Source organism: Pseudomonas sp. PWP3-1b2 (assembly GCF_049896045.1).
GTDB lineage: Bacteria > Pseudomonadota > Gammaproteobacteria > Pseudomonadales > Pseudomonadaceae > Aquipseudomonas > Aquipseudomonas antarctica_B.
In genome coordinates, this window is the sequence record NZ_JAFCTN010000022.1 from 34304 (window position 1) to 48513 (window position 14210).

Annotated in this window: 13 protein-coding genes; 10 read left to right on the top strand and 3 right to left on the bottom strand. The window is 61.6% G+C overall.

What is annotated here, in order from left to right:
- Positions 1-70: 70 nt before the first annotated feature.
- Positions 71-898: a hypothetical protein gene (locus tag ACP7A2_RS15870; protein WP_426134971.1), complete on the bottom strand. Its 828-nt coding sequence runs from the start codon at positions 896-898 to the stop codon at positions 71-73.
- The gene (locus ACP7A2_RS15875) at positions 886-1086 is read right to left on the bottom strand and encodes a hypothetical protein (protein WP_426134972.1); all 201 of its coding nucleotides are present in this window, start codon (positions 1084-1086) and stop codon (positions 886-888) included. The genes ACP7A2_RS15870 and ACP7A2_RS15875 overlap by 13 nt, the downstream gene beginning before the upstream one ends.
- A 260-nt stretch (positions 1087-1346) precedes the next feature.
- Between ACP7A2_RS15875 and ACP7A2_RS15880 the strand changes: the two genes are divergently transcribed.
- The 6 genes from ACP7A2_RS15880 to ACP7A2_RS15905 all read left to right on the top strand — a co-directional run bounded on the left by ACP7A2_RS15880 (position 1347) and on the right by ACP7A2_RS15905 (position 8552).
- Positions 1347-1985 (top strand): TetR family transcriptional regulator C-terminal domain-containing protein, encoded by a 639-nt coding sequence (locus ACP7A2_RS15880; protein WP_426134973.1) that lies wholly within the window; start codon positions 1347-1349, stop codon positions 1983-1985.
- A 130-nt stretch (positions 1986-2115) separates the two neighbouring features.
- Complete coding sequence (locus ACP7A2_RS15885; RefSeq protein ID WP_426134974.1) at positions 2116-2907, top strand: enoyl-CoA hydratase/isomerase family protein; 792 nt, start codon at positions 2116-2118, stop codon at positions 2905-2907.
- A 21-nt stretch (positions 2908-2928) separates the two neighbouring features.
- Positions 2929-4089, top strand: a complete 1161-nt coding sequence (locus ACP7A2_RS15890) for an acyl-CoA dehydrogenase family protein (protein WP_426134975.1) — start codon at positions 2929-2931, stop codon at positions 4087-4089.
- Positions 4090-4106: 17 nt separating this feature from the next.
- A complete protein-coding gene (locus ACP7A2_RS15895) occupies positions 4107-6215 on the top strand; it encodes an acetate--CoA ligase family protein (RefSeq protein WP_426134976.1) in 2109 nt (702 codons plus the stop codon).
- On the top strand, positions 6205-7812 hold the full coding sequence (locus tag ACP7A2_RS15900) for a 5-guanidino-2-oxopentanoate decarboxylase (RefSeq protein WP_426134977.1): 1608 nt from the start codon (positions 6205-6207) through the stop codon (positions 7810-7812). The genes ACP7A2_RS15895 and ACP7A2_RS15900 overlap by 11 nt, the downstream gene beginning before the upstream one ends.
- Positions 7813-7850: 38 nt before the next feature.
- On the top strand, positions 7851-8552 hold the full coding sequence (locus tag ACP7A2_RS15905) for an NAD(P)H-dependent oxidoreductase (RefSeq protein ID WP_426134978.1): 702 nt from the start codon (positions 7851-7853) through the stop codon (positions 8550-8552).
- Positions 8553-8663: 111 nt separating this feature from the next.
- Here ACP7A2_RS15905 and ACP7A2_RS15910 read toward each other — a convergent pair whose 3' ends face one another.
- Positions 8664-9734, bottom strand: coding sequence for a 3-deoxy-7-phosphoheptulonate synthase (locus ACP7A2_RS15910; RefSeq protein WP_426134979.1), 1071 nt, complete (start codon positions 9732-9734; stop codon positions 8664-8666).
- A 616-nt stretch (positions 9735-10350) separates the two neighbouring features.
- Between ACP7A2_RS15910 and ACP7A2_RS15915 the strand changes: the two genes are divergently transcribed.
- From ACP7A2_RS15915 to uvrC, 4 genes are all read left to right on the top strand, one after another.
- Positions 10351-11100, top strand: a complete 750-nt coding sequence (locus tag ACP7A2_RS15915; RefSeq protein WP_426134980.1) for a carbon-nitrogen hydrolase family protein — start codon at positions 10351-10353, stop codon at positions 11098-11100.
- 1 nt (position 11101) lies between these two features.
- Positions 11102-11533, top strand: coding sequence for a GNAT family N-acetyltransferase (locus tag ACP7A2_RS15920; protein ID WP_426134981.1), 432 nt, complete (start codon positions 11102-11104; stop codon positions 11531-11533).
- Positions 11534-11717: 184 nt separating this feature from the next.
- Positions 11718-12359 (top strand): response regulator transcription factor GacA, encoded by a 642-nt coding sequence (gene gacA / locus ACP7A2_RS15925; protein ID WP_017530522.1) that lies wholly within the window; start codon positions 11718-11720, stop codon positions 12357-12359.
- A 1-nt stretch (position 12360) separates the two neighbouring features.
- Positions 12361-14184, top strand: coding sequence for an excinuclease ABC subunit UvrC (gene uvrC / locus ACP7A2_RS15930; RefSeq protein ID WP_426134982.1), 1824 nt, complete (start codon positions 12361-12363; stop codon positions 14182-14184).
- Positions 14185-14210 lie beyond the last annotated feature (26 nt).

Below are 14210 nucleotides of genomic sequence, written 5' to 3' on the forward strand. Positions count from 1 at the left end.
CCGTCGAACCCGAAAAGGACTTTTTACCAAAAGTCACGAGTGTGGTTGCGTTAAAAAAAGCCACGGCGCCTCATGCGCAGGCGCGTGACGCTTTCATGGAGCGCGCGGGGCGATGTGGATAGACGTGGCCCTGTCGCGCTTTAGTGTTTTTGCGGGACTGGAAAGTACGCCACGTGTTGAAGTCGAAGCGCGTGGCAGAGACGATGTTTTCCTGGATCAGCAGAATGGGCTGCGGCACGTTTGTATCGGAGTAACTGGTCGTAAATGTGACCTCAAGGGTGTCCTTGTCCCGGTAGCCGCTGAGGATGGGGAGCAGGGAAAACGCGTGATCAATTCCCTCGGATTCAGTCGGTGCGCCGACGAACACCACAATACCGACATATACCTTGCGGTCACTCAGGCTGAACATACATGCAACTCGCTGCTCTATCGACTCCCGCAGTAAAATCCTGAGGGGGTTACCTTCAAGAACATCCAGCGATAGCAGATAGTGGAACTGCTCGTCCGACTCCAATGTCAGCAACTGCTTTTTCAAGCTCATGTAGAGGTTTGCCCAGCACACCGGGAGTAGCATGGCGGTGAGTCCCACCTGTATTAGAAACACCCACAGTGCGCAGTTTTTCTCATTGGCAATGTCGAGTTGTACCAACAGCGAGCCCAGATAGGTGCTGTAGTCAGTCGCGATTGCGTGCCCTGCGAGCTGGATATTCTGCTTTGACAGTGCAAGTGTCACAGCACTCAAAATCGTCGCGACGATCAGGCAAACCATGCCCAGTCTCGCAACCTGCAGGTAGAGCAGTTGCCCCTGAAACCGATGCAGCCGATTGGAGAAATATGGGTGCTTGATGCAGACCATGTAGCCACTCACCAGTAACGGCACGATGATCAGCAAGCCCATGAGTCGTCGACCTCTACGTTACGGGCCTGACGTGTCGCCTCCTGGTAATTCTCTGACTCCGCGACCTCCACGGCGTCGACGCCTATACCGCAGTCATAGATCTTCCAGGTTTTATAGGACTTGACGGCTTTCACCCGCTCCCAATCATTCTGAGTCGGCTTCCCAAACAGCAAATGCAGTACTTTCATGGCGACCACTTCGAAAAGAACCAGCCATTTTTATAGCAAGCCGTTCCTCCTCTCACCACTAATGGCCGCCGCGCCTCTATCGCCAGTTCCCGTAGGAAACGTCTCCATTTGCGCCAGCGGCCTACAACGTCGGTGGGTAGTCGCCCCAGGAGCCTCGACCGGCTCTGGAAAGCCTTGCGGCGAATGCCGGAACGACAGTCGCCGGGGTATCGCGACTGATGTAGAGTCGTGCAGCCGACTCAACCGCAGGAAATCGCCCCATGACCCAGGAATCCCGTTTTTCGCGGATGGACCCGCAATTGCGCAAGGCCAACCTGGTCCAGGCGACCCTGACGTGCCTCAAGCGGGATGGCTTTCAGGGCGCGTCGATCCGCAAGATCAGCGCTGAGGCCGGAGTGTCGGTGGGGCTGATCAGCCACCACTATTCAGGCAAGGATGAGCTGGTGGCTGAGGCCTATCGCTCGATCACAGGCCAGGTCATGAGCCTGCTGCGCGAGACGATGGCAAATGCGCCGCCCGAGCCGCGGGAGCGGCTGTCGGCGTTGTTCCGTGGTTCGTTCTCTGCCGAATTGCTCGACCCGCAGTTGCTGGATGCCTGGCTGGTGTTCTGGGGCGCGGTCAAGACGGCGCCGGCGATTAATCAGGCCCACGAACACTCTTACGGCGAGTACCGCACCATCATGCGTTCGGCGCTGACCGACATGGCCAGGGAGGAGGGCTGGGAGCATTTTGATGCCGACCTCGCCGCCATTGGCTTGAGCGCCTTGCTTGACGGGCTGTGGCTGGAGTCGGGGCTCAACCCGGGCACGTTTACCCCGCAGCAGGGCATTCAAATCTGCGAAGCCTGGGTCGACGGGCTGCCAAACGGCGGTCGCCAGCGTTACCACCTCAAGCCCTGAGGGTTCTATACAAACGATTTTTCCCCTGCCGAAACTATTTGCAGTTTGCCGATTGCCACCTTACTGAACACTCGTTTAGTATCTCGCAATGTCGCACCCCTCAGGCCAACTAAAATAATTCGAGGACGCCATGACCACCGATTCGCCCGTGCTCACCCAAGTGCAAGCAGGCGTTGCCTGGATCACCCTCAACCGGGGGCCGCAACGCAACGCGCTGGACATCCCGACCCTCAAGCACCTGCATAGCTTGCTCGATGCTTTCAACGCCGACGCTGCCGTGCGCGTGGTGGTGTTGACCGCCAGCGGGCGCACCTTCTGTGCCGGTGCCGACCTGGCTGAGTGGGCCGACGCCGAGGCCCGTGGCGCCCTGGAAACCTACGGCTGGACCGAAACCGCCCATGCGCTGATGACCCGCCTGCACACGCTCGACAAACCCACCATTGCTGCGATCAACGGCACCGCTGTCGGCGCCGGGATGGACCTGACGCTGTGCTGCGACTTGCGCATCGCCGCGCAATCGGCCCGTTTCAAGGCAGGTTACACCGGCATGGCGTACTCGCCGGATGCCGGTGCCAGCTGGCACTTGCCGCGCTTGATCGGCACCGAACAGGCCAAGCGCCTGCTGTTCCTTGATGAACTGTGGAGCGCCGACCGCGCCGTCGCCGCCGGGCTGGTGGGTGAGGTGGTCGCCGACGACCACCTGCACGCCCACACCGCCGAGTTGGCCGCCCGCCTGGCCAACGGCCCTACATTCGCCTTCACCCAAACCAAAATCCTGATTCGTGAAGGCGCGGCCCGCAGCCTTCCCGAACAACTGCAAGCGGAACTCGCCGCCGGCCTGTTGTGCGGCCGCAGCGCAGATGGCGCCGAGGCTTTGCGCGCATCCACGGAAAAACGCCCCCCGATCTTCTCCGGCCAATAAAAACAACGCGCAGGTGGCACCATGAATTTCCAACTCAGCCAAGAACAAGACATGTTGGTGGACGCGGTTCGCAGTTTTGTTGCCAGGGAGTTGTTGCCTCACGAGGACGCCGTGGACCGTGCCGATGAAGTCTCGCCGGAACTGGCTGCGCAGATCCGTGACAAGGCGATCGCCGCCGGTTTCTATGCCTTCAACATGCCGGAAGACGTGGGCGGTGGCGGCCTGGATTACCTGTCCCAGGCGCTGATTGAGCGTGAATTGTCAAAGGTCTCTTGGGCGCTGCATGTGTTTGTTGCGCGCCCGTCGAAGATCCTGATGGCCTGCACCGGCGCGCAGATTGAGGACTACCTGTTGCCCTGCGTCCGTGGCGAGAAAATCGACTGTTTTGCCCTGACCGAGCCGGGTGCCGGTTCCGACGCCAACGCGATCAAAACCCGTGCCGTGCGCAGCAGCGATGACTTCGTGATCAACGGCAGCAAGCACTTTATCAGCCACGCCGGCAGCGCCGATTTCGCCATCGTGTTTGCCGTCACCGACACCTACGAACATAACGGCCGCCAGCGCAATGCGGTGACGTCGTTCCTGGTCGATCGCGGCACCCCCGGCATGACCATTCGCCGTGGTCCCAAGTGCGTGAGCAACCGCGGCTATCACACCTACGAAATGTTCTTCGACGATTGCCGCGTGCCCGCGTCCAAGGTGCTGGGCGAAGTCGGCAAAGGCTGGGAAGTGGCGAATGCCTGGCTCACCGCCGGCCGCGTAATGGTCGCCGCCAATTGCGTCGGCCAAGCCCAGCGCGCGCTGGAGGTGTCGCTGCAATGGGCGGCGGACCGCAAGCAGTTCGGCCAGCCCATCGGCACCTATCAAGGCGTGAGTTTCAAGCTCGCCGACATGGCCACGCAAATCTGCGCCGCCGAACTGTTGACCTTGCACACCGCCTGGAAGATGGACCAGGGCAGCATGACCGACGGCGAGGCGGGCATGGCCAAGCTGTTTGCCAGTGAAACCCTGGGCAAAGTCGCCGACGAAGCCGTGCAGATTTTCGGTGGCATGGGCTTGATGGACGAAGGGCCGGTGGCGCGAATCTGGCGTAACGCACGGATCGAACGGATCTGGGAAGGCACCTCGGAAATCCAGCGCCATATCATCGCCCGTGAACTGTTGCGGCCGCTGTTGCGCTGATCGCGCGGAGAACGCTTATGTCCCAGGCTATTCGCGACAATCTCAAGCGCCTGCTGGCGCCCCGGCACCTGGCTTTTGTCGGCGGCCGAAGCATGGCCCGTGCGCTCAAACGCTGCGCTGAAGGGGGCTTTGACGGCCAAATGTGGCTGGTCAACCCTCAGCATGACAGCCTCGACGGCATCCCCTGTGTGCGCCGCGTGGCTGATTTACCCTGCGGCCCGGATGCAGTTTTCATCGCCACCAACCGTGAGCTGACAGTGACGTGCGTCGCCGAGCTTGCCGCCATCGGCACGGGCGGCGCGATTTGCTACGCCTCGGGCTTTGCCGAAACCGGCGCCAGCGGTGCCGCGTTGCAACAGCAATTGCTGGCGGCAGCGGGCGATATGGCCTTGCTCGGCCCCAATTGCTACGGCCTGCTCGACTACGTGCACCGCTCGGCGTTGTGGCCGGTGGCCCATGGCGGCAAGCCGGTAGAGAAGGGCGTGGCGGTGCTCACACAAAGTGGCAATTTTGCCTACAACCTGTCGATGAGCGACCGCTCGTTGCCGGTGGCCTACATGGCCTCGGTCGGCAACCAGGCGCAGCTGGGCGTGGCCGAGTTGATGGACGTGTTGCTTGATGAGCCGCGCGTCACCGCCATCGGCCTGCACCTGGAAGGCTTGAAGAATGTGCCGGGGTTTGCCCGCGCGGCGCACAAGGCGCTGGAGAAGGGCATCCCGATTATCGCGTTGAAAACCGGCGTCTCGCAGATCGGCGCGCAACTCGCGCTTAGCCATACCAGTTCGTTGTCTGGCTCCGATGCCCTGTACGACAGCCTGTTTGCACGGCTGGGCGTGATCCGTGTCAGCGGGCCAGTGAGTTTTGTCGAAACCCTCAAGGCGGCCGCGTGCGGCACTCTACCCAAAGGCAACAGCCTTATCGCACTGGCGTGTTCGGGCGGTGATGCCGGGTTGATCGCCGACTACGCCGAACGCAACCACCTGGCCCTGCCCATGCTCGCCGAAGACCAGCGCGGTGAACTGGCCACCGTGCTGCCGGGTTATGCCAACCTGGTCAACCCGCTGGACTTCACCACCGCCATCTGGGGCGACCGCGAGGCGCTCCAGAGCATGCTTGATACGGCCCTGCGTTCCGACGCCGATGCCGCCATGCTTGTGCTGGATTACCCGGCGCAGTTCACCGGCGAGCGCAAGGAGTGCGACCTGCTGCTTGAGCTGTTTTGCGATGCGCTCAGCCGCCATGGCAAGACCGGTTTTGTGACCTCAGCCTTTCCCGAATTGTTGCCGGTGCACGCCCGTGAGCGTCTGCATGCCCACGGCATTGCCGCGCTGCAAGGCGTGGAGGACGCACTCGCCGCCTGGGGCCGGATTGCCGATTATCAAAATAACCGACGCGAGTTGCTGGAGCGGGGCGAGTCGAGGCTTGAACCGCTCTGCCCGCAGCCCCTTGAAGGGCAAGGCCTGGCCCTGGATGAATGGGCGTCCAAACAAGCCCTGCGCGCGTTCGGCCTCAATACGCCGGCCGCTGTGTTGAGCACGCCGGGCCGGGCCATCGTGGATGCCAAGGTGTTGGGCTACCCGTTGGTACTCAAGGCGGTCAGCACCGATTTACCGCACAAAACCGAAGCGGGCGCCGTGGCGTTGAACCTCAAGGACGATTTTGCCCTGATCGCCGCGCTTGAGCACATGCGCCGGCGAATCGCCGCGTATGCGCCAGGGGTTGTCTTCGACCAATTGCTGCTGGAGTCCATGGCCGCGCCGCCACTTGCCGAGTTGATCGTGGGCATCAAGCGCGAGAATGATTTCGGCCTGGCGCTGGTCATCGGCGCCGGCGGCATCTTTGTTGAACTGCTCAAGGACAGCCGCTGCCTGTTGCTGCCGACCACCGACGCTGCCATCCGCCACGCCTTGTTCAGCCTGCGCAGCGCGGCCTTGCTGCAAGGCTTTCGCGGGCGTGAGGTGGCCGATATGGACGCGCTGGTCGCCGCCATTCGCGCGGTGGCCGACTACGCCTGCGCCCATGCCGGGCAGTTGCTGGAACTGGATGTGAACCCGTTACTGGTCACTGCACACGGCGCCACGGCGGTCGATGCAATGATTCGTCTAGGAGAAAACCATGCACGATAAAACCCTGACCGGCGGCCAGGCCCTGGTGCGCTTGCTGGCCAACTATGGCGTGGACACGGTGTTCGGTATTCCCGGCGTGCACACTCTGGAGCTGTATCGCGGCTTGCCCGGCAGCGGCATTCGCCATGTGCTGACGCGCCACGAGCAGGGCGCCGGTTTTATGGCCGACGGCTATGCGCGGGTCAGCGGCAAGCCGGGCGTGTGTTTTGTAATCACCGGGCCTGGCGTGACCAATGCCGCGACTGCCATTGGCCAGGCGTATGCCGATTCCATTCCGATGCTGGTGATCTCCAGCCTCAACAGCACCGCCAGTCTCGGCAAGGGCTGGGGCAGCCTGCATGAGACCCGGGACCAGCGCGCGATCACGGCGCCGATTACCGCGTTTTCGGCGGTGGCATTGCGTGCCGAGGATTTGCCTGAACTGATCGCCCGCGCCTATGCGGTGTTCGACAGCGAGCGGCCCCGCCCGGTGCATATCTCGGTGCCGCTGGACGTGCTGGCCGCGCCGATCACAAGCGACTGGAGCAACGACGTGGTGCGCCGTCCGGGGCGCGGCTTGCCGTCAGCCGAGGCGTTGGAGCAGGCCGCCGCCAAACTCTGCGCCGCCAAACGCCCGATGATCATTGCCGGTGGCGGTGCGCTGGACGCGGGCGAAGCGTTGCAGCACCTGAGCACGCGGCTGGCCGCGCCGTTTTTTACCAGCGTGGCAGGCAAGGGTTTGCTGCCAATAGATGATCCGTTGAACGCAGGTTCGACGCTGTGCGTCGGGCCCGGCTGGCAACTGATCAGCCAGGCCGACGTGGTGTTGGCCGTCGGCACGGAAATGGCCGACACCGACTACTGGCGCGAGCGCCTGCCGATCACCGGTGAGCTGCTGCGGGTGGATATCGACCCGCGCAAATTCAATGATTTTTACCCCTGTGCCGTGGCGCTGCGCGGTGATGCGAACCCGACGCTATTGGCCTTGCTGGAGCGCCTGCCGACGACACCGCGCAGCCCCGACGCGGCGATCAAAAACGTCGCGCAATTGCGTCAGGCCGTTGAGCTGGGGCACGGCCCGTTGCAGTCCCTCCACCATGCCATTCTCCAGCGCATTGAGGCCGAACTGCCCGCCAACGCCTTCATCAGCAGCGACATGACCCAATTGGCTTACACCGGCAACTACGCCTACCAGAGCCGCGCGCCGCGCAGTTGGCTGCACCCCACGGGCTTCGGCACGTTGGGCTACGGCTTGCCGGCCGGTATCGGCGCCAAGCTCGGCGCCCCGCAACGGCCGGGGCTGGTGCTGGTGGGCGATGGCGGTTTTCTTTACACCGCTCAGGAGCTGGCGACGGCTGTCGAAGAACTCGACAGCCCGCTGGTGGTTCTGCTGTGGAACAACGATGCCCTGGGGCAAATTCGCGACGACATGCTCAGCCTGGACATCGAACCCATCGGCGTACTGCCGCGCAACCCGGATTTCGCGCTGTTTGCCCAGGCGTTCGGCTGCACGGTAAACCAGCCAAAAAACCTCGATGAATTACAGACAGACCTGCGCAACGGTTTCAGACGCAACGGCGTGACCTTGATCGAGCTGAAACACGCCTGTGCCTGTTGACCTGTAAGGCTTACCGAATTGTTTTTGAGGGAACTGCCATGAAGGTTTTGATTGTTCACGCCCATCCTGAACCCCAGTCGTTTACCGCCGCCTTGCGCGACCAGGCGGTTGCCACGCTGAAGGGCCAGGGCCACGACGTACAGGTGAGTGATTTGTATGCCATGCAGTGGAATCCGGTGGCGTCGGCGGCGGACTTTTCAACGCGAGAGAATCCTGACTATCTGGTGTATGCGCTGGAGCAGCGGCTGGGCGTGAAAAAGCAGTCGATCGCGGCGGATATTCAGGGCGAGCTGGACAAGTTGCTCTGGGCCGATTTGCTGATCCTCAACTTCCCGATTTTCTGGTTCTCGGCACCGGCGATGCTCAAGGGCTGGATCGACCGGGTGCTGGTGTCGGGCGTGTGTTACGGCGGTAAGCGGTTTTACGATCAGGGGGGGCTGGCGGGCAAGCGGGCGCTGGTCACGGTGACCCTTGGCGGGCGCGAACATATGTTCGGCGAGGGCGCAATTCATGGGCCGCTGGAAGATATGCTGCGACCGATTTTGCGCGGGACGTTGGCGTATATAGGGTTCGAGGTGTTGGCGCCGTTTGTGGCCTGGCACGTGCCGTACATCAGCGCTGAGGCGCGGCAGGATTTTCTGGTGGCGTATGAGCAGCGGCTGCAAGGGCTGGCAGATGAACAGCCCTTGGTGTTTCCGAAACTTGAGCAGTTTGATGAGGCGCTGTATCCCTTACCTTAAATTCAACGACGTTCAACTGTGGGAGCTGGCTTGCCTGCGATAGCTGTAGCGGATATACCGCAATCGCAGGCGAGCCAGCTCCCACATGTTGATCTTCACATGCCTGATGGCTCAGCGTTGCTCGCGCAACCGCTGCGCCGCGCTGCGCAACAGCTGCTCGGTGCCGTCCCAGCCCAGGCAACCATCCGTCACCGAAACACCGTATTTCATCGATGCGCTCAGCGGCTGGCAACCTTCGAACAAGTGGCTTTCGAGCATCATGCCGATCAGCGACGTATCGCCCTGCAAGCGCTGCTCCAGCACCTCATTGAACACCGCCGGCTGGCGCAGCGGGTCTTTGCCGCTGTTGGCGTGGCTGCAATCGACCATGATCCGCGCCGCTACTTTGGATTTGGCCAAATCTTGCTTCACCAGCGCCACGCTCTGCGCGTCGTAGTTCGGCCCACGGTGACCGCCGCGCAGCACCAGATGGGTGTCGGGGTTGCCGGGCGTCTGGATGATCGCCGGATGGCCCTGGCTGTCGACGCCGAAGTGGCGGTGCGGGTGCGACGCCGAGCGCATCGCGTCGCAGGCAATGGCGACGCCGCCGTCAGTGCCGTTCTTGAAGCCCACGGGCATGCCCAGGCCGCTGGCCATTTCACGGTGGATTTGCGATTCGGTGGTGCGCGCGCCAATCGCGACCCAACTGAGCAGGTCATCGAAGTAGCCGGCGGCCATGGGTTGCAGCAGCTCGGTGGCGACCGGCAGGCCCAGGCGCAGCATTTCACGCATCAGTTGGCGGGACAGGGTCAGGCCTGCGGCCATGTCATCGCTGCCATCCAGGTGCGGGTCGTAGGCCAGGCCTTTCCAGCCGATGGTGGTGCGCGGTTTTTCGACGTAGGCGCGGATCACCAGCAGCATCTGGTCGCTGACTTCAAGCGCCAGCTTCTTCAGGTTGCGCGCGTATTCCATGGCCGATTCCGGGTCGTGGATCGAGCACGGGCCGACAATCACCAGCAAGCGTGAGTCTTCGCCATTAAGGATGGCGCGCACGGCGTTGCGATGGGCGTGAATCTGTTCATTGAGGAACGGGCTGAGGGGTAGCTGGTGCTTGAGCTCAAGGGAGCTGGGCAGGCGCTGGGTCAGGGCCTCATTGGCGCTGTTCAGGTTCGAAACGGGCAGAGCGGCGGTGGCAGCGTTCATATTCAAGTCTTCCTGGCAGAGCGGCGGGTTATTCCCGCGGCTCGGCCCTACTGGGGTGTTCGACAATTGGCCGTATCGGCTACGTGTGTTGGCTTGCCACCAATAGGTGACCGATCGGAGGCGGCAGGCTGTCCCGAACGGAGCTTGCTAAATCGCCAGGCGGTGGAGGTGTCGTAACGGTAATAAGTGGCGTAGTTCATGGCGTAATTCCTTTAGGTGTTCTTGAGCAATCAAAAGTGATGGAGGCCTGAAAAAACAAAACCCCCGGTCGGGGAGCCGACCGGGGGTTAGATTTCTCTGGCAGGCGACCCCTTGAGTAGTGGGCGCCGATTTCAGGTATCAGGCGCGCCAGTGGCTAAACCAATACCCAAAATAAAACTGTGCACGTGCGCTCGAACCGTTCACGCGGGTAGCCGACACCGAGCGCGGGGCGCTGGCAGTAGGGCAAACCTGAGTGTGGGTGAGTTGCAACATGGTGTGTCTCCAAATGATGGGGGGAGCTTACTAGAGGCACGCAGCAGGATTCAATCAGTAATTTCTATGGCTTGGGGCTCCTCATGTCTATTGGCCGAGATATGCTGGTAACACACTGACGATGAATTGCCTGGACGCGACAATGACTGCCTTGACCCTTGCAGCTGCTCAATCCATTTCCATCGCCGGCGATGTGCCGGCCAACATTGAACGGCACCTGGCGTTTATGCAGACGGCGGCTGAGCATGGCGTGCAACTGCTGGTGTTTCCGGAATTGTCGTTGACCGGCTATGAGCCTTCGTTGGCGGCTGGCCTGGCAATTGCGCCGCAAGACTCAGTGCTGGCGCCGCTGCGTGAAATGGCCCAGGCGTTGCGCTTGACGGCGGTGGTAGGGATGCCGATTCGGCTGACGCCAGGCTCAGGCGTGTTGATTAGTGCGCTGGTGCTGGGGGCGGATGGCTCGCTGGCGGTTTACACCAAGACACATCTTCACCCTGGCGAGGAGGTGGCCTTTATTGCGGGGCAGGGTGGTGCGCTACTTGAATCGGGCGAAGACCGTATTGCTCTGGCAGTGTGCGCCGACTTTTCCCACGCCAGCCACCCCCGTCAGGCGGCTGAGGCGGGCGCGACTGTGTACGCCGCCGGGGTGCTGATCAGTGAAGGCGGCTACGCGACGGACAGCGCATTGCTTCAGGGTTATGCGGCCGAACATGGCCTGCTGGTGCTGATGGCCAACCATGGTGGCCCGTCCGGTGGTTGGGCCTGTGCGGGCCGAAGTGCTATCTGGGCGACCGATGGCTCTTTGTTGGCCGCTGCTCCAGGCATTGGTGAAGCGTTGGTGATCGCCCGTCGCCAGGGCGAGCAATGGGCTGGCCAAAGGGTAGCCCTCTAAGATGGCCTTTCAACTGCGCGTGGCGACGGAACGGGACCGGCTGTTCGCGCGAGCGCTCACCCATGAGGCCATGGTCGGGTATTACCGGCAATACGGCCTTGTATGGTCCGACAATGGTTTTGACACTGCCTGGGCTGGGCGCGAAAACCTGTTGATTTGCAATGATGACGCGGTCATGGGCTTTATCAGCCTGAGTCGCGACAGCCGGGCTCTTTACATCCGGGAGCTGCACCTGCTTGAAACATGTCGCAAACAAGGCGCAGGAGGCTGGGTGCTCGAACAGATGGCACTGAAGGCCCAGGCGCAGGGCCTTTTACGCTTGACAGTGTTCAAGACCAACCCGGCGAGACGGCTGTATGAGCGTCACGGTTTGAGCATCGTTGGCGAAGAGGATTGCTTCTGGCGCATGGAGCGGGAGTGTCGGGCGGGCTAAAGGCCAAACTCCGGCGGTGCCTCGCAAAGCTGACCTTTTGCTCAGCATAAACGGCGGTTTTGCTGCCCGCGCAGGCTTGTAGTACGCGCAATCTCACTATATATGACGCTTGCAGCTAGGTCTGTGGCGTGGTTTTTTGCTAAGGTGTTCAGCAACCTATAAGACCATATCGCGAGGTGTCTGCTTGATTAGGGTGCTAGTAGTCGATGATCATGATCTCGTTCGTACAGGCATTACACGAATGCTGGCTGACATCGATGGCCTGCAAGTAGTCGGCCAGGCTGAATCAGGGGAGGAATCCCTGATAAAGGCACGGGAATTGAAGCCCGATGTGGTGCTGATGGACGTCAAGATGCCCGGGATCGGCGGTCTTGGTGCCACTACCAAATTGTTGCGCAGCCATCCGGACATCAAAGTCGTGGTGGTTACTGTGTGCGAGGAAGATCCATTTCCCACGCGCCTGCTTCAAGCGGGTGCCGCCGGTTACCTGACCAAGGGCGCAGGCCTTGCCGAGATGGTGCAAGCCATTCGCCTGGTGTTTGCCGGCCAGCGTTACATCAGCCCGCAGATCGCCCAGCAGTTGGCGATCAAATCGTTCCAGCCCACCAGCGATTCGCCGTTCGACGCACTGTCGGAGCGGGAAATCCAGATCGCCCTGATGATCGTCGGCTGCCAGAAGGTTCAGTCGATTTCCGACAAGCTGTGCCTGTCGCCCAAGACCGTTAACACCTACCGTTATCGCATTTTCGAGAAGCTCGCCATCAGCAGTGATGTTGAATTGACCCTGCTCGCAGTGCGTCACGGCATGGTGGACGCCAGCGCCTGACATGACCACACCGTTTGATGCTAGTGCCTTCCTCTCCACCTGCAGTGGCCGCCCCGGCGTGTACCGCATGTTCGACAGCGAGGCGCGCCTGCTGTATGTCGGCAAGGCCAAGAACCTGAAGAACCGGCTGGCGAGCTACTTTCGCAAGACCGGGCAGGCGCCTAAAACCGCCGCCCTGGTCGCGCGTATCGCTCAGGTCGAAACCACCATCACCGCCAATGAAACCGAGGCGCTGCTGCTCGAGCAGACGCTGATCAAGGAATGGCGGCCGCCCTACAACATTCTGCTGCGTGACGATAAATCCTATCCCTACGTGTATTTATCCGACAGCACCTTTCCGCGCCTGAGCATTCACCGTGGCGCGAAGAAAGCCAAGGGCAAGTATTTCGGGCCTTATCCCAGCGCCGGAGCTATCCGCGAAAGCCTGAGCCTGCTGCAAAAGACCTTTTTTGTGCGCCAGTGCGAAGACAGCTTTTACAAGAACCGCACGCGGCCGTGCCTGCAATACCAGATCAAACGTTGTAAGGCACCCTGTGTGGGCCTGGTTGAGCCGGCGGAATACGCCGAGGATGTACGCCATTCGGTGATGTTCCTCGAAGGACGCAGCAATGCGCTGACCGATGAGCTCTCCGGCGCCATGGAGCAAGCTGCCAGCACCCTGGATTTTGAACGGGCCGCCGAATTGCGCGACCAGATCTCCCTGCTGCGCCGCGTTCAGGACCAGCAGAGCATGGAAGGCGGCACCGGTGACGTCGATGTGATCGCCGCGTTCGTCAACCCGGGCGGCGCCTGTGTGCACTTGATCAGCGTGCGTGGCGGGCGGGTGCTGGGCAGCAAGAATTTCTTCCCGCAGACGGGTATCGACGAGGAGGTGGCCGAGGTCATGGCCGCGTTCCTTGGCCAATACTATGTCAGCAGCCCCGAACGCGACCTGCCATCGGAGCTGATCGTCAACGTGGTGCACGAAGACTTCCCGACGCTGATCGAAGCGATCCACGAACTGCGCGGCCGCGAGCTGGACATCAGCCACCGCGTGCGCGGCACGCGCGCTCGCTGGCAGCAACTGGCGGTGACCAACGCCGAACAGGCCCTGAGTGCTCGCCTGGCCAACAGGCAGCACGTTGCCGCACGCTTTGAAGCGCTGGCTGAAGTTCTGAACCTGGACGAGCCGCCCCAGCGCCTTGAGTGCTACGACATCAGCCACTCCAGCGGCGAGGCCACGGTGGCGTCCTGCGTGGTGTTCGGGCCGGAAGGGCCGATCAAGTCCGATTACCGGCGCTACAACATCGAAGGCGTGACCGCAGGCGACGACTACGCTGCCATGCACCAGGCGCTGACGCGGCGCTTCAGCAGGTTGAAGGAAGGCGAGGGCAAGTTGCCGGATATTCTCTTGGTGGACGGCGGCAAGGGCCAGCTATCCATGGCCCGTGACGTGCTTAATGAACTGGCCGTGCCTGACCTGATCCTGCTCGGTGTAGCCAAGGGCGCCACGCGTAAGGCCGGTTTCGAGACGTTGTACTTGAATGATGCCGCCCATGAGTTCACCTTGAAGGGCGACTCACCTGCGTTGCATTTGATTCAACAGATCCGCGACGAGGCTCACCGTTTTGCCATCACCGGCCACCGCGCCCGTCGCGGCAAAACCCGGCGAACCTCAACCCTGGAAGGGGTAGCAGGCGTAGGGCCGACCCGACGTCGTGACTTGCTTAAACATTTTGGTGGCTTGCAGGAGCTGTCCCGTGCCAGCATTGACGAAATAGCCAAATCCCCCGGTATCAGTAAAAAGCTCGCAGAGTTGATTTATGCCAGTCTGCACAGCGAGTAGAATGCCTTCTCACCTCGTAGCCAGTT